This is a genomic window from Mycobacterium sp. Root135, from assembly GCF_001426545.1.
Lineage (GTDB): Bacteria > Actinomycetota > Actinomycetes > Mycobacteriales > Mycobacteriaceae > Mycobacterium.
This window is the reverse complement of the sequence record NZ_LMEZ01000005.1, coordinates 1,128,789-1,150,212: the sequence shown is the minus strand read 5'-3', so window position 1 is coordinate 1,150,212 and position 21,424 is coordinate 1,128,789. Positions and strand designations below refer to the sequence as shown.

Below are 21,424 nucleotides of genomic sequence, written 5' to 3'. Positions count from 1 at the left end.
GACATCCTGGCAGCAGCTCACCGAGCAGAGATAACGAACCGGTAACGTGGACACCATGGCAGTGGTGAAGATCAACGCGATCGAGGTTCCGGCCGATGCAGGCCCAGAGTTGGAGAAGCGCTTCGCCAACCGTGCGCACGCAGTCGACGGCCAACCCGGCTTCCTCGGTTTCCAGCTGCTGCGTCCCGTCAAGGGCGAGGACCGCTACTTCGTCGTCACCCAGTGGGAGTCCGAGGAGGCCTTTCAGGCCTGGGCGAGCGGCCCCGCGGTGGAAGCTCACGCGGGTCAGCGCGCCAACCCCGTCGCCACCGGCGCCTCGCTTCTCGAGTTCGAGGTCGTCCTGGACGTTCAGCGGTCGGGAGCGTAGCTAGGTGGGACTGCGGGCCACTGCCCTCGGTGTTGCCTCGACTCTGATCGCCGCCTTGGCGTGCGGGTGTGCGCACACCGGCCCGGCCGCACCGGCCGAGGCCGCCTACGGCGCACACATCGCAACCAGCACCCCCCCGGGTCTGCGCGCCAAGCAGACCGTCGACATGCTCAACTCCGACTGGCCAATTGGGGTCCCCGGCGTCTCGACCCTTGCCGCCACCCCCCAGGTGGACGACATCGCGTTCGTGATGGACAAGATGTGGTGGGACCGGCCGTTCACCGTCTCGGGCATCGACTACGGCGCCGGCCAGGCCACCCTGCACCTGCTGACCTCGTACGGCGTCGGCCAGGACATCGAGCTGCGCACCAACGACGCCGGGATGGTCGACCGCTTCAAGGTCACCCTGCAGAAGGCGACGATCACGCAGTGGTCCGACGTCGACGCCCAGCTGACCAAGTCCGGCGCCCACTACTCGTATCAAGTCTCCAAGGTCACCGACGGCACGTGCACGAAGGTGGCGGGCACCAACGTCGACGACTCGCTACCGCTGGCGTCGATCTTCAAGCTCTACGTCCTGCTGGGCATCGCCGACGCGGTCAACGCGGGCACCCTCGGCTGGGACGATCAACTGACCATCACCAAGGAAGCCAAGGCGGTCGGCTCGGCCGGGTTCGACCACTTGCCGCCCGGGGCCCGGGTGTCGGTGAGAGATGCTGCGCAGCAGATGATTTCGGCGAGCGACAACATGGCGACCGACCTGCTGATGGCCCGGCTCGGACCAGGTGCGGTCGAACGCGCACTCGTCCACGCCGGTCACCACGACCCCGCCAGCATGACGCCGTTCCCCAACACCCACGAACTGTTCTCGGTGGGCTGGGGCGAGCCCGATCTCCGTGAGCAGTGGCGGGAGGCATCGCCGCAGGACCGGGCTCGGTTGATCGCGCAGACGAATACCCGCCACTACGAGCCGGATCCGGAGCGCACCCACACGCCCGCCTCCCCGTACGGCGCCGAGTGGTACGGCACGGCAGGGGACATCTGCCGCGTGCACGCCGCCCTGCAGACCGCGGCCGTCGGCCCCGCCGCGCCGGTCAGAGACATCCTGTCGGCCACGCCCGGCATCGATCTCGACAAGACGAAGTGGACCTACATCGGTGCGAAGGGCGGAAATCTGCCGGGCGACATCGGCTTCAGCTGGTACGCCGTCGACCGGACGGGACAGGCCTGGGTGGTCAGCCTCCAGGCGAACTGGCCGAAGTTCCGCAGCCTGACGGCGGCGAGCTGGATGCTGTCCATCGCCGAAGGTGCATTCGGTTTGGTACAGCCGGCCTAGCCAGTGGACCGCAGCGTCCACGACCCGCCGCGAAGGTGCATGACGGTACGACAGACAGGTCCGACGTCGACGCGCCAGAAGGACGCCGACGGCGCACTCAGGGCGTAGACGACCGCGGCCCGGACGACGCTGGGATGCGTCACCGCGACCAGCCGACCCCGGCGATCCGACAGCGAATCCAGCCAGCCGCCGACGCGGGTGATGAGGTCGACCACCGACTCGCCGCCATGCGGCGCCTGCGTGGGATCGGTGAGCCACAGCGTCAATTCGGCAGGCCCAACGCCGCCGAGCACGCTGCCCCGCCACGCGCCACAGTTCAGGTCCGCCAGCAGCGGTTCGGTCTCGGCGCGCAACCCGAGTAGTTCCGCGGTCTGCCTGGTGCGGGTCTCGGGCCCGCAGACCGCGGCATCGACGACACCGAGGTCGACGGTCGCGTCGACTTGGCGCTGGCCAAGCGCGTTCAGGGCTTCGTCACGCGGAAATCGTCCGGCTGCCATCGCATCCGTCATCGCATGGGAGACGAGGGTCAGCCGGACGATCTCACTCACGTGCTGGCGCCGACCTCCGCGCCAGTTCTCTTGGAGTCCAACACCTTCGAGATCGACGCCGCGAACACCAGGCCGATCGTCGTCCAGACGATCAGCTGAGTGGTGAACGTGTAGAGCCGGAACTCGTACATGTCCACCGCCGGGAAGCCGGGGAAGACGATGACGCCCGCGTCGTTCACCATGGGGCCCGGGGTTTCGTTGATCGTCGGCAGGACCAACATCACCACGAACACCGCGACGAGGTACGACGCGCCACCGACCAACGTCGCGTTCCAGGCGCCGAGCTTGGGAGCCAGTTGGCGCCCGAAGTAGACGGCGGCGACCATCAGCAGCGCCGACAGCCCGACCATCAGCAGGTACAGCATCGAGCGCTGGAAGATCGTGGAGTCTTCACTGGTCGCCGGCGGATTCGGCGGGTACTTCAGCGCCGGGACGATCCACAGCGAGACGAACATGGCCCCGGCGACCAGCACCGACAGCATGCGGGCCGAGACGTTGCCGACCCGGCCGTGTGCCACCGCGAAGACCACGGCGAACAGCGCGCCCATGGCGACGGCGAACAGGAGCACGCCGAAACCCATGCCAACCGTGGACTGGATGCCGCGGCTGAACAGCTCGCCGCCCTCGCCGTGGCTGTGCCCGCTGGTGGCCGCCTCCATGGCTTCGTGTGCGGCGGACGTGCCGTCCTCGAAGTCGATCGCCCGACCGATCACGGGCTCGAGGAAGATCTTCGCGAAGACGAACGCGAGCACGCCTGCGACGGCGCCGGCCAGAAGGCCGCGCCCAATGATTCGCTTTTCCATTGTGGGGTTTCTCCTGCCGGTCAGTGGCAGGGGAACCCGAGGAGGTGACGAGCGTCGTGGACGAACTCGTGGATGTACATGTTGTCGCCGAACACCGACGTAGCACCCTGGTCGACGCCGACGAAGTACAGCACCAGCAGGGCGAAGAAGGCCGTCAGCGACAGCCACAGGGCCGCCTTCGTGGCGGTGAAGTCAATCGCGGGAGCTACGCTCCGGCGGGCCTCGGAAGTTGTCATGTCAGCTGTCCTTTCGGGAGTTCGCGTCCCGTATCAAGAGTGACGTACGTCGGGTCTGACTTTCACAGTGGCGCGACCGCTCTGGATTTTCACCAGCATTCCTTCGTGCGTCGGTTACTCGAGCATCATAGGCACAGGCGAGCGCGCCGCCACTCCCAGACGACGAAATGGGCGGCACCCCTGCGAGGGGTACCGCCCAATCGTCGTTTCAGTACTGCCGAATTACTCCGGAGCGCCCGCCGGCGCCAGATCCGGTGCGTCGACGACCGGCCGGGTGGCACCGACGAAGGTGAACACCGCGTCCTCGCCGGCACCCTCGCCGTCCCAGTTGTCGACGTCGACCGTGACGACCTGGCCCGGGCCGACCTCGTCGAAGAGGATCTTCTCGCTCAAGGCGTCCTCGATCTCGCGCTGAATGGTCCGCCGCAACGGGCGGGCTCCCAGCACCGGGTCGAATCCACGCTTGGCCAGAAGCGACTTCGCCTTGTCGGTCAGCTCCATGGTCATGTCCTTGGCCCTGAGCTGGTTGCCGACGCGAGCGATCATCAACTCCACCATCTGGACGATCTCTTCCTTCGTCAGCTGGTGGAAGACGATGATGTCGTCGATGCGGTTCAGGAACTCGGGGCGGAAGTGCTTCTTCAGCTCGTCGTTGACCTTGAGCTTCATCCGCTCGTAGTTGTTCTCGCCGCCACCCTGGGTGAAGCCGAGGCCCACCGCCTTGCTGATGTCGGACGTACCGAGGTTGGACGTGAAGATCAGCACGGTGTTCTTGAAGTCGACCGTCCTGCCCTGACCGTCGGTGAGACGGCCGTCCTCGAGCACCTGCAGGAGCGTGTTGTAGATCTCCTGGTGGGCCTTCTCGATCTCGTCGAACAAGACCACCGAGAACGGCTTGCGGCGCACCTTCTCGGTGAGCTGGCCGCCCTCTTCGTAGCCGACGTACCCGGGAGGGGCACCGAACAGCCGCGACGCGGTGAAGCGGTCGTGGAACTCGCCCATGTCGATCTGGATCAAGGCGTCGTCATCGCCGAACAGGAAGTTGGCCAGCGCCTTGGACAGCTCGGTCTTACCGACACCGGACGGGCCGGCGAAGATGAACGAACCGGACGGACGCTTGGGATCCTTCAAACCGGCACGGGTACGACGGATCGCCTTCGAGACGGCCTTGACGGCGTCTTCCTGGCCGATGATCCGCTTGTGGATCTCGTCCTCCATGCGCAGCAGACGCGTGGTCTCGGCCTCGGTCAGCTTGAACACGGGGATGCCGGTCCAGTTGCCGAGAACCTCGGCGATCTGCTCGTCGTCGACTTCTGCGACGACGTCCAGGTCACCCGAGCGCCACTGCTTCTCCCGCTCGGCGCGCTGCGTGACGAGGGTCTTCTCCTTGTCACGCAGGTTGGCCGCCTTCTCGAAGTCCTGCGCGTCGATCGCAGATTCCTTCTCCCGGCGGGCGTCGGCGATCTTCTCGTCGAACTCGCGCAGGTCTGGCGGAGCGGTCATCCGGCGGATGCGCATCCGGGCGCCCGCCTCGTCGATCAGGTCGATCGCCTTGTCGGGCAAGAACCGGTCGTTGATGTAGCGGTCGGCCAACGTGGCAGCCGCGACGATCGCGCCGTCGGTGATCGAGACGCGGTGATGCGCCTCGTACCGGTCGCGCAATCCCTTGAGGATCTCGATGGTGTGCTCGACGGTCGGCTCGCCGACCTGGACCGGCTGGAAGCGTCGTTCCAGGGCGGCGTCCTTCTCGATGTACTTGCGGTACTCGTCGAGGGTCGTCGCACCGATGGTCTGCAGCTCGCCGCGGGCCAGCTTCGGCTTGAGGATCGACGCCGCGTCGATCGCGCCCTCGGCGGCACCCGCGCCGACGAGCGTGTGCAGCTCGTCGATGAACAGGATGATGTCGCCGCGGGTGTTGATCTCCTTGAGCACCTTCTTCAGGCGCTCTTCGAAGTCACCGCGGTAACGGCTGCCGGCGACCAGGGACCCGAGGTCCAGGGTGTAGAGCTGCTTGTCCTTCAGCGTCTCGGGCACGTCGCCGTGCACGATGGCCTGCGCCAAGCCCTCGACGACGGCGGTCTTGCCGACGCCTGGCTCGCCGATCAGCACCGGGTTGTTCTTGGTGCGGCGGCTCAGCACCTGCATGACCCGCTCGATTTCCTTCTCGCGGCCGATGACGGGGTCGAGCTTGCCCTCCATCGCGGCTGCGGTCAGGTTGCGACCGAACTGGTCGAGCACCAGAGACGTCGACGGGTTGCCCGCCTCGCCACCACGGCCACCCGTGCCGGTTTCGGCGGTCTCCTTGCCCTGGTAGCCGCTGAGCAGCTGGATGACCTGCTGACGCACGCGCGTCAGCTCGGCACCCAACTTGACCAGGACCTGGGCGGCGACGCCTTCGCCTTCACGAATCAGGCCGAGCAGAATGTGCTCGGTGCCGATGTAGTTGTGGCCGAGCTGCAGCGCCTCGCGCAAGCTCAGCTCCAGCACCTTCTTGGCGCGCGGGGTGAAGGGGATGTGCCCGGACGGTGCCTGCTGGCCCTGTCCGATGATCTCCTCGACCTGGCTGCGAACACCCTCCAGCGAAATGCCCAGCGACTCGAGCGACTTCGCCGCGACACCCTCGCCTTCGTGAATGAGGCCAAGGAGGATGTGCTCGGTGCCGATGTAGTTGTGGTTCAGCATCCTGGCTTCTTCTTGAGCCAGGACGACAACGCGCCGTGCGCGGTCGGTGAAGCGTTCGAACATCGGTGGTTACCTGCCCTCCGTAGATAGCGCAGTCCTCACACGGCGAACCGTGCTCTGCGCTTGACGTCCACTGTAGTGGGCGGCGCCTCTGGGTGTCCCGCTTGTCCTCTCGTAGTGAAAGACCGAACGGTGACCATTTCCAGGCCGCACGGGTTCCAACGCCCGATCCGCGCGGATCGGTTCCCCCAACGGGCGCGACAACGCTTCGCCGCTAGCGAAAGTCGACAGCCGCATCCGCCGCGGAAACGTGCGTATGGCTACCCGCGGTTACGTTGCCGCGTGGAATGCGTCGATCACGTCGGCCGGAATGCGGCCGCGCGTCGAAACGCTGTGCCCGTTACGGCGAGCCCAATCCCGAATGGCAGCGCTTTGTTCGCGATCAATCGTCGCGCGTCCACGGCCCGATCCAGCCGAGCGGCCGCGGCGACGGCCACCGACACGGCGGCCCGCCTCTACCCATTGTTTGAGATCGTTGCGAAGTTTCGTCGCATTCTTCGACGAAAGGTCGATCTCGTAGCTGACGCCGTCGAGTGAGAATTCGACGGTCTCGTCGGCAGAACCCTCACCGTCGAAATCATCGACTAACGTGACGGTCACTTTTTTTGCCATTGGCTCACACTGCCCCTTCTACACGGGCGCGTAGTCATACTTCGCTCGAAACCCTGAACAATGTTGGCATAGGAAGCGACGCAATTCAACACAAAAGTATGAAACCGTCTTCGAGCTAGCCCTGCCGGCGCGCATCCCTTCGTACGAGGGGAAACAAAACCGTCTCGCGAATCGACAAGCCCGTCAGCGCCATCAACAAGCGGTCGACGCCCATTCCCGTTCCGGCGGTCGGGGGCATCCCATACTCCAATGCCGCGAGGAAGTCCTCGTCGAGAACCATTGCCTCGTCGTCACCCGCGGCAGCGGCCCTTGCTTGTGCCTCGAACCTTTCCCGCTGCACCACGGGATCGATCAATTCGGTGTAACCGGTAGCCAATTCGAACTTTCGGATGTACAGATCCCACTTCTCGGTAACCCCGGGAATACTGCGGTGCTCGCGAGTCAGAGGCGATGTCTCGACGGGGAAGTTTCGTACGAAGGTGGGCGCCCACAGGTCGACTCCGACGGCGTCCTCCCAGAGTTCTTCGACGAGCTTTCCGTGACCGAATCCGCGATCGCGAGCGATTTCGAGGCCACGACTCTCGGCAATCGACCAGAGACGATCGGCCGGCGTATCGGGGGTGATCTCCTCGCCGAGCGCCTCGGATAGGGACGGGTACATTTCGACCGTCGCCCATTCTCCGTCGAGATCGTAGGTCGTGCCATCGGGCAGTGGCACGTTTCGGGTGCCAATCGCCTCGTCGGCGACCTCCTGAATAACTTCGCGCGTCACGACGGCGCAATCGTCGTAGGTGCCGTAGGCCTGATAAGTCTCGAGCATGGCGAATTCCGGCGAATGCGTGGAATCGGCGCCTTCGTTTCGAAAGTTCCGATTCATCTCGAACACCTTCTCGAAACCGCCGACCAAGCACCGTTTCAGGAACAACTCCGGTGCGATGCGCAGGAACAGATCGGCGTCGAGGGCATTGGAGTGGGTGACGAAGGGCCGTGCGGCGGCACCACCCGCGAGAGTTTGCAGCATTGGCGTTTCCACTTCGAGAAAGCCGCGTCGCTCGTATGCCGAACGCACCGCACGAACGACCGCAATCCGTTGGCGGGCAATGGTGCGAGCTTCCGGGCGCACGATCAAGTCCACGTAACGCTGCCGGACCCGCGACTCTTCGCTGAGCTCCTTGTGCGCGACGGGGAGTGGCCGCAGGGCCTTGGAGATGATTTGCCAAGAATCGGCAAGCACAGAAAGTTCGCCTCGCCGCGAGCTGATCACCTCGCCGTGGACGAACACGATGTCGCCGAGGTCGACGTCGGCCTTCCAGGCATCCAGCGACTCCTTGCCGACGCCGTCGAGGCTGATCATCGCCTGGAGCTGGGTGCCGTCACCCTCCTGCAGCGTTGCGAAGCACAGCTTTCCGGAGTTCCTGGCGAACACCACCCGACCCGCGATCCCGACGATCTGCCCGCTCTTGGTGTCGACCTCCAGGTCGGCGTAAGCGGTGCGGAGTTCGGCAAGGGTGTGGGTACGGGCCACCTCGACCGGATACGGATCGCGCCCCTCGGCGAGTAGCCGCTCGCGCTTCGCCTGACGGATTCGGAACTGCTCGGGTAGATCGGAGTCGTCGTTCGTCTGACCGGCCTCGGGAACATCTGCGGAGCTCACGACGTGCCAGCTTAAATGAGGCTTGAATGGGTCAATGCCCGCGACCGTCGACGCGACTGCCGTCGCCGCCCTTGCCGACGAACCAATGGACTGGCGTTTCAAGGGCCTGCCGTCGGATTGGTGGGGGCAGACCCCTGCCGAAGTGCGAGCCGCCGGCGTCGACGCGTTCGCCGCTGGCGCCGTCGGGCCGCTGTGCGTGCTGCGCGAATCCGCCGTCGCCCACAACCTCTCGACCATGGCCGCGTGGTGCCGCGACCGGAACGTCGAACTGGCCCCGCACGGCAAGACCCACATGGCCCCGCAGTTGCTCGCGCGGCAGTTCGACGCGGGCGCCACGGCCGTCACCCTGGCGACGATCAGCCAGGTGCGGACGTTTCGCGCGTTCGGGGTGAGCAGCGTCGTGCTGGCCAACCAACTGGTCGACGAGGCCGGATTGCGTTGGCTGGCAAATGAATTGGATGGCGACCCGAATTTCAGCCTGGTGTGTTGGGTGGACTCGGTGCGCGGGGTCGAGATCATGTCGGCCACCCTCGCGGCCGCAGGTGCCCGACGTCCGGTCGACGTCTGCGTCGAGGTGGGGATGCCCGGCGGGCGCACCGGCTGCCGGGATGCCGACGCGGTCGACGCCGTCGCGCGGTCCGCGGCCGCGTCGCAGCAGCTGCGCCTGGTCGGCGTCGCGGGTTACGAGGCCGCCACGGGGCACGACGTGACCGACGAGGCCCGCGGACGGGTGCGGGCCTACCTGCAGGAACTCCGGTCGGCAGTGGGCCGTCTGGCGACGACGTTCCAGGGCGACGAGGTACTCGTCACGGCCGGCGGCAGCACGTACTTCGACCTGGTGGCCGACGAACTCACCGGCTGGACGGGAGTCGGGCCAGTCCGAACGGTGCTGCGCAGCGGGTGCTACCTCACTCACGACGACGGCCTCTACGGTCGGACCTCGCCGCTGACGGCAGCGTTCCGGCCCGCGCTGTCAGTCTGGGCGCAGGTGACGTCACGGCCCGAAACCGAGCTGGCCTTGGTGACGATGGGTCGCCGCGACGTGTCCTTCGACCAGGACCTTCCGGTGGCCTACGGGTTGACGGACAGCGCCGTGCTGAAGCTCAACGACCAGCACGCCTACCTACGGCTGGGACCCGCCGACCGCGATCGCGTCGAGGTGGGGACGTGGCTCGAGTTCGGGATTTCCCATCCCTGCACGGTGTTCGACAAGTGGCAGCTGATCCCGGTGCTCGACGACGACGGCCTGGTCGTCGACCTGGTCCGCACGTTCTTCTAGGGCCTGCCGGAGACGTCGATCCAGCCGAGCCGACGGCTGATGGTCTCGGCCGCGGCGACGGCGCGCTTGGCGGTCGCCTCGAACTCGTTCTCGCCGAGCCGATAGGACGGCCCCGACACGCTGAGCGCTGCCACGACCCGGCCGGAGGCGTCGTACACCGGTGCGGCGACGGCGTTGAGCCCAACCTCCAGCTCCTCCCGGACGCATGCCCACCCCTGTTCGCGGACCACGACCAGTTCGGCTTGTAGGGCGCTCCGCGTCGTGACGGTCGCCTCGGTGAACGACTCGAGCCGGTTGCCGAGGGCTTCGCGAAGAGCAGCGTCGTCGAGCGCCGCGAGCAGCACCTTGCCGCTGGAGGTGGTGTGCGCCGGGCAGCTCTGCCCCACCCAGGTGCGCAGGGCGATGCCGGCCGGGCCGATGGCTTCGGCGACGTTGACGATCCGGTCGCCGTCGAGGACGGCAAGATTCGTGGTCTCACCGGACTCGAGGGCAAGCGCGTCGCACGCGGCCTGGCTCTGCTTCACCAGGTCGAGTTGGCCGCTGGTGGCGCGCGCCAGCCTGGCGATCGCGAAGCCCAGCCGGTACTTGCCGCGGTCGGCGAGCTGCTCGACGTAGCCGCGTCCTTCCAGCACCGAGATGATCCGGGACACAGTCGATTTGTGCACGCCGAGCTCGGCGGCGATCTCGGTGACGCCGGCCTGTCCGTTGGTCGCCAGGATCTCCATGACCAGCAGCGCACGGTCCACGGACTGGACGGACGCAGACCGTCCGCCGTCTTCTGGGGTCGTTCTGCTTTCCGGCCTCGGCATCGGGTCCGACCCTATACGGCCGGGATGCCGAAGTTGCCGACACGTCTCTGGACGGCGGCGATCTCGCGGAGTCCGTCGTTGAGCAGGCTCCGGTTCAGCGGGGACAGCTCGGACATGGTGATCACGTCACCGGGACTGTGCCCGACGATGAGTTGCTCGACCTGATGGGTCATCCGCAGCCGCTGCAGCATCACGAACACCTCGCCGAGGGTCGCCGCATCACGCTCACTCAGCGCACCGCAGGCGGCGGCCGCCTCGAGCCGGGCCGGGGTCGACGCCGACGCGACGTCACCGACCAGGCCGCCCCACCGCGCCAGGTTCACGATCGGGGTCACGGCGTGACTCTTCAGGTCGAACGTGCCGCCGCGACGCGACAGCACGTCGCGCAGGGACCGGGCGCGCACCCGACCGGACAACGCGTCGAGCAGCTGCAGCCGCAACGCGTTCGGATGTTCGACGCGCATCCTGCGGTAGACGGCCGGGATCGTGTGCAGCGCGGTCTCGCCCCAGACCACCCGGCCGTCGAGCAGCAGCGAGGACAGGATCAACCCCTTCCCGACGAGCGGATCCTCCAGCCAGCCACGGGCAGCACGGGCCCAATCACCCTGTGAGCGAGAGAAATTGGGACTCGAGGCGACGGCTCCGTTGCTGTCCGACGGCAGCCCGCAGCCGTCGAGGATGGCGTGGGTGCGCCTGGCGATCGCCCTGAGCTGGTCGCCTGCGGGTGACAGGTCGTCGCGCCAGGACAGCGCGCTGTCGACGTCCGAGGAGGGCATGGCCTCACGTCGTGCGATGCTGCCGAGGGTCAGCCACGCGAAGCCCGACGTCGGGGTGCCCGCGTCCGACGGCGCCTCGGCGAGGGCCAACTCCAACGCCCGCCGGACCACGCTGTCGATCACGATCGACAGGATGCCGCTCGTTGCGGATGCCTTCGTGCCGCTTCGGAACAGCGCGCTGGCGGTGTGGGTGACGTGTTGTGCAGCGGCCTGCAGTTCGTCGGCGTCGGCGGCCAGACCGATGGAGCGCCGCAGCATGAAGCTCTGCCTCGCCGAGGCGGCCAGGAGGTCGGCGTCTTCGAGGACGCCGATGACCTCGCCGCGTGCCGTGGTCACCGGCATGTGCCGAAGTCCGCTCTCCAGCATCGACATCAGCACGGTCTCGGCGGTCAGGTCGGCGGTGACCCGCCGCGCCGGTGCGCTCATCGCGCGGGTGATCGGCACGTCCACCGACAATCCGGCCGCCACCACTCGGGTCCGAAGATCGCGATCGGTGAAGATGCCGTACTCGCCGTCCGGCAACGAGATCAGCGCGTAGGACACGTGCTGTTCGGTCATCCGGATGACGGCGTCGCGCACCGACACGTCTGGCGTCACGAGAAGGACGTCCCCGTGCACCAATTCGCCAACCGGTCTGCTGTCGGCGACGGGAACCAGGGCGGGGCGGGTACCCGCGGTGACGCTCCACGCCGACGAGGCGAGGAACGCCAAACCGGCCGGCGTCGCGAACTGGGTGCGCACCTGCTGGCCCGGCAATCGGATCAGGGTGCTCGGCTCGGTGGCCCTAGCCACGAACTCCATTCCGCCGCCGGTGAGCAACGGGGTGTAGCCGAAGATCCCGCCGGGCTCGACGACGTCGACCGCCGAACCGTCGGCGGCCTGCAGCGTCACGTGGCCCGTGCGAACCATCCACACGTCGCCGGGCACCTGCGCCGAGTAGTCGGCGATCACCGCGCCGGTGGCGAACGTGACCACCGTCGACCCGGCTGCCAGATCGGCGAGTTCGTCGGCGGACGCCGACTGGAACGGCGTGTGCCCGCCGAGGAACTCGCTCAGCTCCCCCGGATCAAGTCCGCACACTTCTCGGCCATGGTCATCACGGTGATGTTGGGGTTCACCGACGGCAGCTTCGGCATGGCCGAAGCATCGACGACCCGGAGCCGGGACACACCCTTGACCCGCAACTGCGGATCGAGCACGGCCATCGGGTCGGTGACCGCTCCCATCCTGGCGGTGGCCGCCGGGTGGTAGACGGTGTTGTGCGTCTTGTGCACGTAGTCGAGTAGCTCGTCATCGGTGGTCGCGTCGGGCCCCGGCGCGAGTTCGCGCGCGATCCACTCCTTCAGCGGCGTTTGGTCGGCGATCTTGCGCGCCAACCGAATTCCGGCGAGCATGATCCGCTCGTCGTAGCCGTCGGGATCGGTGAAGTACCGAGGGTCGACGCGGGGCCGGTCGCGGTAGTCGAGGCTGCGCAGCCGGACTGTTCCGCGCGAGTGGCCCTGAGTCACGTTGGGCGTGAGGCAGAATCCGTTGTCCGTCGTCGGATAACCGCGTCGCAACGTGTTCATGTCGAACGGCACGCTGCCGTAGTGCATCATCAGGTCGGGCTGGGACAGACCCTCGTCGACGCACGTGAAGAGACCGATTTCCCACCACTGGGTCGAGGTGGTCACCATCGGCTTGGCGGCCTCCCAGAACACCAGCCCCTCGACGTGGTCGTCGAGGTTGGACCCAACACCCGGGGAGTCGACCCTAACCGTTATGCCCATCTCCCTGAGGTGCTCGGCGGGACCAATTCCGGAGAGCATCAACAACTTCGGGGTGTCGATGGATCCGGCGGTGACGATCACCTCGCGGCGGGCCGACACCACGTCGTAGCCGGTGAGATCGGGGCGTTGATACCGCACGCCCGTGGCGGCATTGGCGTCGTCGAACAGGATCTCCGAGACCCAGCAGCCGGTGCGGACCTCGAGGTTCTTGCGGGAGTCCAAGATTGGGTGCAGGTACGCGTGCGAGGTGGACATGCGGTTTCCGTCGGCGCCCACGTTGATCTGGAACCAGCCCGCGCCGTTGCGCACCGTCTCGCCGCGGTTGAAGGCCACCGTCGGCAGCCCGGCCAGTGCTGCCGCCTCGAGCACCGCGATGCCGCAAGGGTCGGCGGGAGGCACGTCCTGAAGACGGACCGGGCCGTCGTGGCCGTGGTCCCCCGGCGCGTCGTTGGTCTCCAAACGCCGGACCAGCGGCAGGATTTCGGCCGATCCCCAACCGGTGGCACCCATCTCGACCCACTCGTCCAGGGATTCGGCGGGCGGGTGGAACGCGATGCACGAGTTGTGCGACGAGCACCCACCGAGCACCTTCGCGCGGGCGTGCCGCATGAAGCTGTTGCCCTTCTCCTGCGGTTCGACGGGGTAGTCCCAGTCGTACCCGGAGTCGAGCAGGTGCATCCACTTCGTCAGCGGCAGGATGTCGTCGTTGCCGACGTCGGTCGGGCCTGCCTCGACCAGACACACCGTCACGTCGGGGTCCTCGGACAGGCGGGCGGCCAGCACACAGCCGGCCGTCCCGCCGCCGGCGATGACGTAGTCGAAGACGTGGGTGGAGAATTCGTCGTCAGACATCGATGCCGGGGACCTTCGCAACGGCGGCATGCGATTCCAGCGTGCCGATGTGGTGGCGGCCCTTCACGGCGTACCACAGCAGACCAGCGCCGAGGATGACGCCGATGTAGATGAAGGCACCCCACTGGTAGTACCAGCCCTCGCCGTACACCGCGACCCGCGGCCAGGCCAGGTTCAGTGCCATCGCCACGCCCCAGACCACGGCGACGATGTTCACCGGCATGCCCCACTTGCCCATCGTGAAGTAGCCGCCTTCCTTGAGATCCTTTGGCGGCCACTGCCCCTGGAATCGCTTCTTGAGAAGCGGTCCGGTCACCATCAGGTAGGCGAGGTAGATCATGATGATGGCGATCGAGGTCAGGACCGTGAAGATCTTGGCCTGGCCGACGTTGATCACCAGGATGAGGATCGCCAGCACGCCGATGATGACCGCGGGCACGATCGGTGTCTGCGTCTTGGGGTGAACGCGAGCCAGCTTCTCTCCGAAGGGAAGTGCGTTGTCGCGTGCCATGGCGAAGGTGAGCCGGATGGCGGCGGTGTGGACCGCGAGCGTGCAGACCGTCACCGCGATGACGATGCAGATCAGGAAGATCGTGCCAAGCGGGCCCCACATGACCTGCTCGACGATGTACTGCAGACCGCCGGTGCTCTCGCCGAGCGCCGGGTCCTCGAGGTTGGGCGCGGCCATCACCGCGAACACCAGGATGCCGCCGCCAATCACGAAGGACGCCAGGATCGCCCGGAAGATGGCCTTCGGTGCGGTGCGCCGAGGCTCCACGGTCTCTTCGCCCAGTGAGCTGGCCGTGTCGAAGCCGTACATGACGTAACCCGATGCCAGCGAGGCGATCAGGAAGGCGCCGAGGAAGCCGGTGCTCTCCCCCGCCCCGTAGCCGTTGGTCGAGAAGAAGATGTCGGGACTGCGCTTGATGTTGAATCCGAGGAGCACGACGATCAACACGGCGGCGATGAGTTCGATGAAGACGCCCGCGCTGTTGATTCGGGCCATGAGCTTGACCCCGAGGGCGTTGATCAGTGTCGTGAACGCGATCAGCACCGTGCCGAGCAGGACGGCGTTGGCGGGACCGTCGTACTCACCCGTGCCGTCGCCGATGATCTGGAAGCCGCTCCACAACCGTGGAAGGTTGAGCTGATAGGCCAGGGCGACCGCCGAGATCGTCACGATCGACGCCGTCAGCATCAGCCAGCCCGACATCCATCCGACGATCCGGCTCGCGAGCATCTTCGACCAGTTGTAGACCGCTCCCGCAATCGGGTACTTGGCGGCCAGCTCCATGAAGCACAGCGCCACGGCCATCTGGCCGACGAAGACGATCGGCCACGACCACAGGTAGGCCGGTCCTGCCGTGCCGAAGCCGAAGTAGAACAGTTGGAAGGTGCCGGTGAGGATGGAGATGTAGCTGACCCCGGCGGCGAAGCTGGCGAATTTGCCGATGCTTCGGTCGAGGGATTCCTTGTAGCCAAAGTCGTCCAAGCCACCACTGTCGGTGCTGCTCAGCGCGTTCGGGTCAACCGCCATTAAACGTCCTCTCGAAAGGTTCGGCTATACACCCTTGAACCAGCCTGCGGGCTTCGGCGCGACGTTGTGCCAGATGTGTTTGAGCTCTTGATATTCCGCGAGCCCGGTGGGGCCAAGTTCGCGACCGTTGCCCGACTTCCCGTATCCGCCCCACTCCGCTGCCGCGGTGTAGTAGCCGAAGTCGTTCAACCAGACCGTGCCGTGTCGCAACGCGCGCACCACACGTTCGCCCCGCGCCGGATCAGACGTCCGAACGCCCGCCGCGAGACCGTATTCCGTGTCGTTCCCGAGGCGGATCGCCTCGGCTTCTTCGGTGAACCGCTCCACCGTCAGAATCGGACCGAAGGTCTCCTCCTGGACGATGGCCATGGAACGGTCGCACCGGTCGAAGATCGTCGGCAGATAGAAACTGCCTGCCGCCAGCGCCGGATCCGTGGGCCGCGATCCGCCGGTGACGAGCGTCGCCCCCTCCGAGATCGCCGACGCCACATGGGCTTCCACCTTGGCCCGGTGCTGCTCTGACACCAGTGGTCCGGTCTCGCTGGCCGGATCCATGCCGTCGCCCATCCGAATCTTCTCGGCACGGGCCACGAGAGCGGTGACGAAGTCGTCGGCGATCGACTCCTCGACGATCAGCCGGGTACCCGCCGAGCAGACCTGACCGGAGTGCAGGAACACCCCTGTCAGCACCTGGTCGACGGCGGCGTCCCACGCGTCTCCGGTCCCGATGTCGGCGAATACGATGTGCGGGTTCTTGCCACCGAGTTCCACGGCCACCTTGGTGACGTGCTCGGCGGCGACCTTGGAGATGGTCCGTCCGGTGGCGAGCCCGCCGGTGAACGAGATGAAGTCGACGTCGCCGTTGTCGGTCAGCGCGGCGCCGAGGACCGCCCCACTGCCCTGCACCAGGTTGACGACTCCTCCGGGCACGCCTGCCTCTTCGAGCAGGTGCACGAAGGCGATGGTCGACAAGGGCGTGACCTCGCTGGGCTTGGCGACCATCGTGCAGCCAGCGCCAAGCGCGGGGGCGATCTTCCACGACATCTGCAACAGCGGATAGTTCCACGGCGCGATGAGGACGCACACCCCGATGGGCTCGCGGACGACACGGCTGATGACGTCGGGATCACCGACGTCGATCACCCGGTCGGCCTGCACGCCAACCAGCTTCGCGTAGTAACGGAACACCGAAGTCACGTCGTCGATGTCGATTCGGCTCTCCGCCAGGGTCTTTCCGGTGTCGCGGGTCTCAAGCAGCGACAGGTCTTCCCTGTCGCGCTGCAGCAAATCGGCTATCCGCATCAGCAGCGCCGCCCGTTCGGCGACGGGCGTCGAGGGCCAGGCCCCGTCGTCGAACACCGCCCTGGCCGCCTGGACGGCATCCCTGGCGTCGGCGTCGGTTGCCTCGTCGACCACGGCGGCGATGCTTCCGTCCGCCGGGTTGACGATCTCGCGGGTCCCGGCGTCGGACGCGTGCCGCCACTGCCCTCCCACGTAGAGATCGGGCTCACCGTTCACATGTCACCTCGCGTCACGGGCGGCGAGTCCGCACCGATTCGGGACACTACCCACTCGTGGAACTCCGCGATGTGATGTTCGGAAGGAACGAGTACGCCGCCGTTGCGATAGGCGCGCGACGACATCGCGGGTTGCGTGCGCTCGCAGGCGTCGAAGTCCTGCTCGTTGACCCGGTGGAACAGCTCGACCGAGCGGGAGACGTCGCGACCCTGCTCCACCACGTCCGCGGTGTAGAGCCAGTCGCATTCGACGATGGTCCGGTCCGGGGCGAGCGGGTACATCCGGTGGAAGATGATGTGGTCGGGCACCAGGTTCACGAACACCGTCGGCTTGATGGTGATCGCGTAGTAGCGCCGATCCTGGTCCTCGGTGACGCCGGGAAGGGTGTCGAATCCGGCGCTGCCGTCGATGGTGAAACCGGAGATGTCGGAACCGAATTCGGCGCCGTGGCCCACGTAGTACTGCGCGGCGAGACCCTGGGCAAACTCGGGGAGCACCTCGGTGAGCTCGGGGTGGATCGTGGCGCAGTGGTAGCACTCCATGAAGTTCTCGACGATGAGCTTCCAGTTGGCCGCCACGTCGTAGACCACCCGGCGGCCGACGCTCAAGCTTGCGATGTCGTAGTGGTCGACGGCGCCTGGATCGCCGAGGCGTCGGGTGACCTCGCCGATCACGTCGTCTTCGAACGACGGCGGCTCGTCGGCCAGGCAGACCCACGCGTAGCCGAGCCACTCCGTCAGCGCGACCGGAATCAGTCCGTACTTGTAGCGGTCGATGCCCTCACCGGTGGCCTCCTTCAGCGACGCCAGGTTCGGCGCGGCGATCAGCTTGCCGTCGAGCGCGTAGGTCCAGGCGTGATACGGGCACTGCAGGCTTCGCTTGACCTGTCCTTCGGACTCGGTGCACAGCGCGGCGCCGCGGTGGCGGCAGACGTTCAGGAACGCCCTCAGGGCACCGTCCTTGCCGCGGACCACCAGTACGCTCTCGCGGCCAATCTGCACGTTCTTGAACTGGCCGGGGTTCGCCAGGTCACTGGAGCGGGCGGCGCAGAACCAGAGTTTCTCGAAGATCTCGTCCTGCTCGGCAGCGAAAATCGTTGCGCTGGTGTAGAAGTCACCGGCCAGGGTGGCCAGCAGCGCCGGCGGGTTCTCGGTCGTGGTCATCGCGTTCCTCTGGTCATCGCACAAGCGCTCATCGCCTGATCAGGGCCATCTCGGGATCCACCACCGGCTCCGCGTGCACCGTCGCGCCGTAGCGGCTACCTCGGTAGTCGACGGCGACCACCTCACCCGGCGCGGTGGCCGCGGGGAGCCACGCGTAGGCGATGCAACGCCCGACCGTGGCCGAGTAGGCGGCACTGGTCACGTAGCCGGCGCAGTCCGGCGAGCCGTCGAGGTATACCGGCTCCTTGCCGAGCACCACGGCCGTCGGATCGTGGAAGACGATGCTGCGCAACGCCTTCTCCGGCGGTGCTGCCGCCTCGAGGGCGGTCTTGCCGACGAAGTCGTCCTTGGTCATCCGGACGGCGAAGTCCAGCCCGGCAGCCGCGGGAAGGTGCTCGGCCGTCACGTCGGTCCCCCACGAGCGATATGCCTTCTCGATGCGCAGGCTGTTGAACGCGATCCGGCCTGCGGCGATGACACCGTGGTCCTGCCCGGCGTTCCACAGCAGGTCCCAAAGCGCGGCCCCGTATGCCGCGTCGGCGTAGATCTCCCAACCGAGTTCGCCGACGTAGGACACCCGCATCATGGTCACCGGGATGGCCCCGAGGTGAGTCGACAGGGCGCGGAAGTACTTGAAGCCCTCGTGGGAGAGGTCGTCATGACACAGCGGCTGAACCAGGTCCCTGGCCGCGGGCCCCCACACGCCGACGCAGCACGTGCCGCCGGTGACGTCGCGAACCGTCACGCTGCCGTCCTCGGGAAGGTGGCGGGTGAGCCAGTCGAAGTCCGTCGGCCCGTTGGCGCCGACCTGGAAACGGTCGGGGGCGAGCCGGGCGACGGTGAGATCGCTTCGGACTCCGCCCGTTTCGTCGAGCATCAACGTGTAGGTGACCGACCCGACGCTCTTGTCGACGTTGTTGGTGGTGAGCCGCTGCAGCAGCTCGACCGCGCCACGGCCCGCGACCTCGTAGCGGGTCAGCGGTGTCATGTCGTACATCGCGACATGGTGGCGGGTCCAGTGCGCCTCTGCGATCGAGATCGGCGACCAGAACTTCGCCGACCATTCGTCGCGCTCGGGGAAGGCCAGCCCCTCGTTGCGGAGCCGTTGCGCCAGTTCGGCGTTCGCCTCGTACCAGGCCGGCCGTTCCCAGCCCCCTCCTTCGAAGAAGAAGGCGCCGAGCTCGTGCTGGCGGGCGAAGAACGGACTGGTCCGCAGCCCGCGAAGCGCGTCGCGAAACTGATGCGGATGGATGATGTCGTACACCTCGACGAAGGCCTGCGAACTGGTCGTCAGGATGAAGTCGTCGGTCTTGGCGACGTCCTCGAAGCGGTAGAGGTCGCACTCGTGGACGTCGACCGACGGGGTCCCGTCGACGATCCACTCCGCGGTGGCCTTGGCGATGCCAGCCGAGTGCGTCACCCAGACCGCCTCGGCGACCCAGAAGCCGCTGAGCTCGCGGTGCTCACCCATGATCGAGAAGCCGTCGGGGGTGAACGAGAAGATACCGTTGAAGCCCTGCTCGACCTTCGAATCACTCAGCACGGGAAGAAGTTTCGTGGACTCTTGCCAGGCCGGAACGAAGTCTTCCTCGGTGAACGGAAGCATCGACGGCATCTGCTCGCCTGCCGTGTCGGCGGCCAGGGATGACATGTCCACGGGCATCGGATCATGCCCGTAGTACCCGATCCCGATCCGGTCGACGTGCTCCCGGAAGTACAGGTCCTGATCCTGATGACGCAGGATGGGCAGCCTGGCCTCGGTCAGCTCCGTGTTGCGGCCGACGAGAGGTTCGATCCGTCCGGTCGTCGCATACTGGTGCGCCATCGGGACCAGTGGCACGACGAGGCCGACCTGCTTGGCCAGCTGGGCGCCCCAGAAACCGGCGCAACACACGACGACGTCGGCGGGGATGACGCCGTCGGTGGTCCGAACCCCCGTCACCTTCCTGCCGTCGGCGACGATGCCGAGCACCTCGGTGTGGGGGCGGAACGTCGCGCCGCGAGCGGTCGCCGAGCGAGCCTGGGCCTCCACGGCCCTGATTGCCTTGACCAAACCGTCGGTGGGAGTGTGGAACCCGCCGAGGATGCGGTCGGCGTCCAGCAGGGGGTGCATCTCCGCGCACTGCCCTGCCGTCAGCAGTTCTCCTGCAATTCCCCAGGATTGGGCCCAGCCCGCCTTGCGGTGCAGGTCGGCCCAGCGCTCCGGGGTCGACGCCACCTCGAGTCCGCCGGTCGGATTGAAGGCCCACCCACCCTCGTGCTCGAGTGCGCTGAACTTCTCGACGGTGTACTTCGCGAACTCCGACATCGACTTCGACGGATTGGTCTGGAACACCAGACCGGGGGCGTGCGACGTCGACCCGCCCGTGGCGAACAGCGGACCGCGGTCGACCACGGTGACGTCGGTCCAGCCTCGGGTGGTGAGTTCGTCGGCCAATGAGCTTCCGACGATTCCCGCACCGATGACGACGACCTTGGGGGCTGCCAAGGAATCCTCCGACTGTTGCATGGAGCGCAACGCTTACGCGATGCGCAACACATGATTCTCCCGCGGACGTCACACGTCAACAGGAAGAAGCGGAGAGTCCGAAACTGGGAGAACGGTTCTAACGAGCCGGTCTTAGCTTGCCCCGGCCGTCGTTCTGGTTGCGCTCGAACACCAGGCGAAGACCCTCGAGGGTGAGGTGCTGGTCGTAGTGCGCGACGGTGTTCAGATCGGGCAGCAACAGCGGCGCGGTGTGTCCGGTCGCCACGATCGCGACGTCGTCGCCCGCAAAGCCGTCGACGTCGTGGCGGATCCGGCTGACCAGACCGTCGACCAGGCCTGCGAAGCCGAACACAGCGCCGGCCTGCATGCACTCCACGGTGTTCTTGCCGATCACCGAACGTGGGCGGGTCAACTCGACCCGACGCAGGGCCGCCGAGCGGGCGGCCGCCGCGTCCGAGGACACCTGGATACCAGGCGCGATGGCTCCGCCGAGGAACTCACCCTTGGCCGACACCACGTCGACGCAGATCGACGACCCGAAGTCGACGACGATCGCCGCGCTGTTGTACTTCTGGTACGCCGCAAGGCAGTTGACGATCCGGTCGGCGCCGACTTCCTTGGGGTTGTCGACGAGCAACGGGATGCCCGTCCGCACGCCCGGTTCGATCAGCACGTGCGGCACCGAGGACCAGTACTGGTCGAGCATCACCCGGATCTCGTGGAGCACCGACGGCACGGTGGACAACCCCGTCGCGCCCGTCAGCCGTTCGGCGTCGTCGCCGATCAAACCGTCGATCGTCAGGGCCAACTCGTCGGCGGTGACCTCGGCCTCGGTGCGAATGCGCCAGTGGTGCAACACTTTTGCGTGGTCGCCCGAACCGGAGATCAGCCCGACGACGGTGTGGGTGTTGCGAACGTCGATCGCGAGCAGCACG

17 protein-coding genes are annotated in these 21,424 nt (G+C 66.7%); 3 read left to right on the top strand and 14 right to left on the bottom strand.

The window, feature by feature from the left end:
* The first annotated feature begins 55 nt into the window (after nt 1-55).
* A complete protein-coding gene (mhuD, locus tag ASD37_RS16605) occupies nt 56-367 on the top strand; it encodes a mycobilin-forming heme oxygenase MhuD (RefSeq protein ID WP_056553523.1) in 312 nt (103 codons plus the stop codon).
* Nucleotides 368-371: 4 nt separating this feature from the next.
* Nucleotides 372-1,703, top strand: coding sequence for a serine hydrolase (locus ASD37_RS16600; RefSeq protein ID WP_200959908.1), 1,332 nt, complete (start codon nt 372-374; stop codon nt 1,701-1,703).
* On the opposite strand, the gene ASD37_RS16595 is transcribed toward ASD37_RS16600, so the two are convergent.
* From ASD37_RS16595 to lysS, 6 genes are all read right to left on the bottom strand, one after another.
* Nucleotides 1,700-2,251 (bottom strand): histidine phosphatase family protein, encoded by a 552-nt coding sequence (locus ASD37_RS16595; protein WP_056552972.1) that lies wholly within the window; start codon nt 2,249-2,251, stop codon nt 1,700-1,702. The two genes, ASD37_RS16600 and ASD37_RS16595, sit on opposite strands and share 4 nt — an antisense overlap.
* Nucleotides 2,248-3,054: a CbtA family protein gene (locus ASD37_RS16590; RefSeq protein WP_056552969.1), complete on the bottom strand. Its 807-nt coding sequence runs from the start codon at nt 3,052-3,054 to the stop codon at nt 2,248-2,250. Before ASD37_RS16590 ends, ASD37_RS16595 begins: the two co-directional genes overlap by 4 nt.
* Before the next feature lie 20 nt (nt 3,055-3,074).
* Nucleotides 3,075-3,290 carry a CbtB-domain containing protein gene (locus tag ASD37_RS16585; RefSeq protein ID WP_056552966.1) on the bottom strand — a complete coding sequence of 72 codons (216 nt, stop codon included), beginning with the start codon at nt 3,288-3,290 and terminating at the stop codon, nt 3,075-3,077.
* 222 nt (nt 3,291-3,512) lie between these two features.
* A complete protein-coding gene (gene clpC1 / locus ASD37_RS16580; RefSeq protein WP_056552962.1) occupies nt 3,513-6,035 on the bottom strand; it encodes an ATP-dependent protease ATP-binding subunit ClpC in 2,523 nt (840 codons plus the stop codon).
* A gap of 267 nt (nt 6,036-6,302) precedes the next feature.
* Entirely contained in the window at nt 6,303-6,644 is a 342-nt protein-coding gene (lsr2, locus tag ASD37_RS16575) for a histone-like nucleoid-structuring protein Lsr2 (RefSeq protein ID WP_056552959.1), read from the bottom strand.
* Between the two features lie 115 nt (nt 6,645-6,759).
* Nucleotides 6,760-8,298 (bottom strand): lysine--tRNA ligase, encoded by a 1,539-nt coding sequence (lysS, locus tag ASD37_RS16570; RefSeq protein WP_056552956.1) that lies wholly within the window; start codon nt 8,296-8,298, stop codon nt 6,760-6,762.
* A gap of 34 nt (nt 8,299-8,332) precedes the next feature.
* Between lysS and ASD37_RS16565 the strand changes: the two genes are divergently transcribed.
* Complete coding sequence (locus ASD37_RS16565) at nt 8,333-9,577, top strand: alanine racemase (RefSeq protein ID WP_056552953.1); 1,245 nt, start codon at nt 8,333-8,335, stop codon at nt 9,575-9,577.
* Here ASD37_RS16565 and ASD37_RS16560 read toward each other — a convergent pair.
* The 8 genes from ASD37_RS16560 to ASD37_RS16525 form a co-directional block, all read right to left on the bottom strand.
* Nucleotides 9,574-10,386, bottom strand: coding sequence for an IclR family transcriptional regulator (locus ASD37_RS16560; RefSeq protein ID WP_056552950.1), 813 nt, complete (start codon nt 10,384-10,386; stop codon nt 9,574-9,576). The genes ASD37_RS16565 and ASD37_RS16560 overlap by 4 nt on opposite strands.
* Before the next feature lie 11 nt (nt 10,387-10,397).
* The gene (locus ASD37_RS16555; RefSeq protein ID WP_056552947.1) at nt 10,398-12,242 is read right to left on the bottom strand and encodes a putative nucleotidyltransferase substrate binding domain-containing protein; all 1,845 of its coding nucleotides are present in this window, start codon (nt 12,240-12,242) and stop codon (nt 10,398-10,400) included.
* Nucleotides 12,215-13,783 carry a GMC family oxidoreductase gene (locus tag ASD37_RS16550; protein WP_056552943.1) on the bottom strand — a complete coding sequence of 523 codons (1,569 nt, stop codon included), beginning with the start codon at nt 13,781-13,783 and terminating at the stop codon, nt 12,215-12,217. The genes ASD37_RS16555 and ASD37_RS16550 overlap by 28 nt, the downstream gene beginning before the upstream one ends.
* Entirely contained in the window at nt 13,776-15,320 is a 1,545-nt protein-coding gene (locus ASD37_RS16545; RefSeq protein WP_056552940.1) for an APC family permease, read from the bottom strand. Before ASD37_RS16545 ends, ASD37_RS16550 begins: the two co-directional genes overlap by 8 nt.
* Before the next feature lie 24 nt (nt 15,321-15,344).
* Nucleotides 15,345-16,838, bottom strand: coding sequence for an aldehyde dehydrogenase family protein (locus ASD37_RS16540; protein ID WP_056552937.1), 1,494 nt, complete (start codon nt 16,836-16,838; stop codon nt 15,345-15,347).
* Complete coding sequence (locus ASD37_RS16535) at nt 16,835-18,001, bottom strand: aromatic ring-hydroxylating dioxygenase subunit alpha (RefSeq protein ID WP_056552934.1); 1,167 nt, start codon at nt 17,999-18,001, stop codon at nt 16,835-16,837. Before ASD37_RS16535 ends, ASD37_RS16540 begins: the two co-directional genes overlap by 4 nt.
* A 28-nt stretch (nt 18,002-18,029) precedes the next feature.
* Nucleotides 18,030-20,510, bottom strand: a complete 2,481-nt coding sequence (locus ASD37_RS16530) for an FAD-dependent oxidoreductase (RefSeq protein ID WP_056552931.1) — start codon at nt 20,508-20,510, stop codon at nt 18,030-18,032.
* Nucleotides 20,511-20,607: 97 nt separating this feature from the next.
* Entirely contained in the window at nt 20,608-21,423 is an 816-nt protein-coding gene (locus tag ASD37_RS16525; RefSeq protein ID WP_056552927.1) for a type III pantothenate kinase, read from the bottom strand.
* Nucleotide 21,424 lies beyond the last annotated feature (1 nt).

Excerpts from the sequence above, each read along its gene's own strand:
- mhuD (WP_056553523.1), top strand. The coding sequence starts at position 56 with ATGGCAGTGGTGAAGATCAACGCGATCGAGGTTCCGGCCGATGCAGGC.
- ASD37_RS16590 (WP_056552969.1), bottom strand. The coding sequence starts at position 3,054 with ATGGAAAAGCGAATCATTGGGCGCGGCCTTCTGGCCGGCGCCGTCGCA.
- ASD37_RS16585 (WP_056552966.1), bottom strand. The coding sequence starts at position 3,290 with ATGACAACTTCCGAGGCCCGCCGGAGCGTAGCTCCCGCGATTGACTTC.
- clpC1 (WP_056552962.1), bottom strand. The coding sequence starts at position 6,035 with ATGTTCGAACGCTTCACCGACCGCGCACGGCGCGTTGTCGTCCTGGCT.
- lsr2 (WP_056552959.1), bottom strand. The coding sequence starts at position 6,644 with ATGGCAAAAAAAGTGACCGTCACGTTAGTCGATGATTTCGACGGTGAG.
- ASD37_RS16565 (WP_056552953.1), top strand. The coding sequence starts at position 8,333 with ATGCCCGCGACCGTCGACGCGACTGCCGTCGCCGCCCTTGCCGACGAA.
- ASD37_RS16560 (WP_056552950.1), bottom strand. The coding sequence starts at position 10,386 with ATGCCGAGGCCGGAAAGCAGAACGACCCCAGAAGACGGCGGACGGTCT.
- ASD37_RS16550 (WP_056552943.1), bottom strand. The coding sequence starts at position 13,783 with ATGTCTGACGACGAATTCTCCACCCACGTCTTCGACTACGTCATCGCC.
- ASD37_RS16545 (WP_056552940.1), bottom strand. The coding sequence starts at position 15,320 with ATGGCGGTTGACCCGAACGCGCTGAGCAGCACCGACAGTGGTGGCTTG.
- ASD37_RS16535 (WP_056552934.1), bottom strand. The coding sequence starts at position 18,001 with ATGACCACGACCGAGAACCCGCCGGCGCTGCTGGCCACCCTGGCCGGT.
- ASD37_RS16530 (WP_056552931.1), bottom strand. The coding sequence starts at position 20,510 with ATGCAACAGTCGGAGGATTCCTTGGCAGCCCCCAAGGTCGTCGTCATC.